General features: G+C 38.7%; 1 protein-coding gene and 1 pseudogene. Both read left to right on the plus strand.

Annotated features, from left to right (window positions below):
* Positions 1 to 1,055: type IV secretory system conjugative DNA transfer family protein (locus EUBHAL_RS14995; protein WP_005350942.1), on the plus strand; the 1,055-nt coding region annotated here is incomplete at its 5' end.
* A gap of 18 nt (positions 1,056 to 1,073) precedes the next feature.
* Positions 1,074 to 1,378: pseudogene (locus tag EUBHAL_RS13195) on the plus strand (type IV secretory system conjugative DNA transfer family protein); the annotation flags it as partial.

Genomic DNA, 1,378 nt, shown 5'->3' on the forward strand with positions numbered 1-1,378 from the left:
CTTCCGCTTTTACCAGATCCCGGCATTGCTTTTGGAGGAAGAGAAATAACTGGATTGAAAAAGATACTGGTCGTTTATATATCACATACAATCTGAAACAACTGGTAGAAAAACTGGGACGCAGTGACCGTACGATCAGCAAAGCAATGAAACAGCTTTCCGAAGTTGGACTGATCGAGAAGAAAAAAAGAGGCCAGGGTAAGCCAGACATTATTTATGTGATGAACTTTACGGCTGTCCATAAAGAAGGTGCAAAAGAGATTGTCCTTGAAGAACAGATGGAGCAGGATTATCAAGATAAATTAGCCTACATATTGATGCATCCATTCCGTAACTGGTTCAATAGAAAAACACCAGCCGTTATAGGGATTGCCCTGACTGTATGGGCAATGTTTGTCTGTTATTATCTCACTTATTACCGTAATTTTCATCCCGATGCAGAACATGGTGTTGCAGAATGGGCAGATGTACCAAAGACAGCTAAAAGGCTGTATGGAAAAGGGGAAGAACCTGTTACCTGCCTGAGTAAAAATATTACAGTAAATGCAAAGGCATTGCCAAATATGCATATCCTGATCCTTGGCGGTTCTGGTGATGGAAAAACGACTTCGCTTTTAATTCCTAACATTTTACTTGCTAATATGACGAACATTATCTTAGATGTAAAAGGTGACCTGTTAAAAAACTATGGGGGATATTTGAAAGAAATAAAGAATATAACAGTAAAAAGCCTTAATTTCAAGGATATGTTACAATCTGACCGATATAACCCTTTTGTATATATTGATAATTACACTGATGTGATAGAACTTATCACAAATATCCAGACATCTGTAAAGCCGCCGGATGCCCAAAAGGGTGATCCCTTTTGGGATGATGGTGTTGGTCTGTATCTGCAGTCGCTTTTTGAGTACGAATGGCTTCTGGCAAAAGAAGGGAATAGAGTAGCTTCAATGCCAGGAATATTGGAATTAGTTAATAGAGAGACACAAAAAACAGACGAAGAAGGGACAACGCAGCTACAACAGGATATGCAAGAGTTACAGGAAAGATAAGGGGAAGATTATCCGCCAGTGAGAGATTACCGCAAGTTAAAAGAAGGTGCATCAGAAACCGTACGCTCTATTGTTATCATGGTTAATGCACAATTACGTCTTTTTGAAATCCCGGAGATTAAACGGGTATTTGAAGGAACAGACGACATAGATATTCCATCACTGGGATTAGGTGTAGAGGGAAATCCTAAGAAAAAAACAGCATTGTTTCTTGTTATGCCGTCTGGAGATTCTTCCTATAATCTTTTTATCAATATGTTTTATACACAGTTATTTACTGTATTAAAAAGGATTGCAGACAATCGAAGAGACGGACAATTACC

Source organism: Anaerobutyricum hallii DSM 3353, assembly GCF_000173975.1.
GTDB classification, from domain to species: domain Bacteria; phylum Bacillota; class Clostridia; order Lachnospirales; family Lachnospiraceae; genus Anaerobutyricum; species Anaerobutyricum hallii.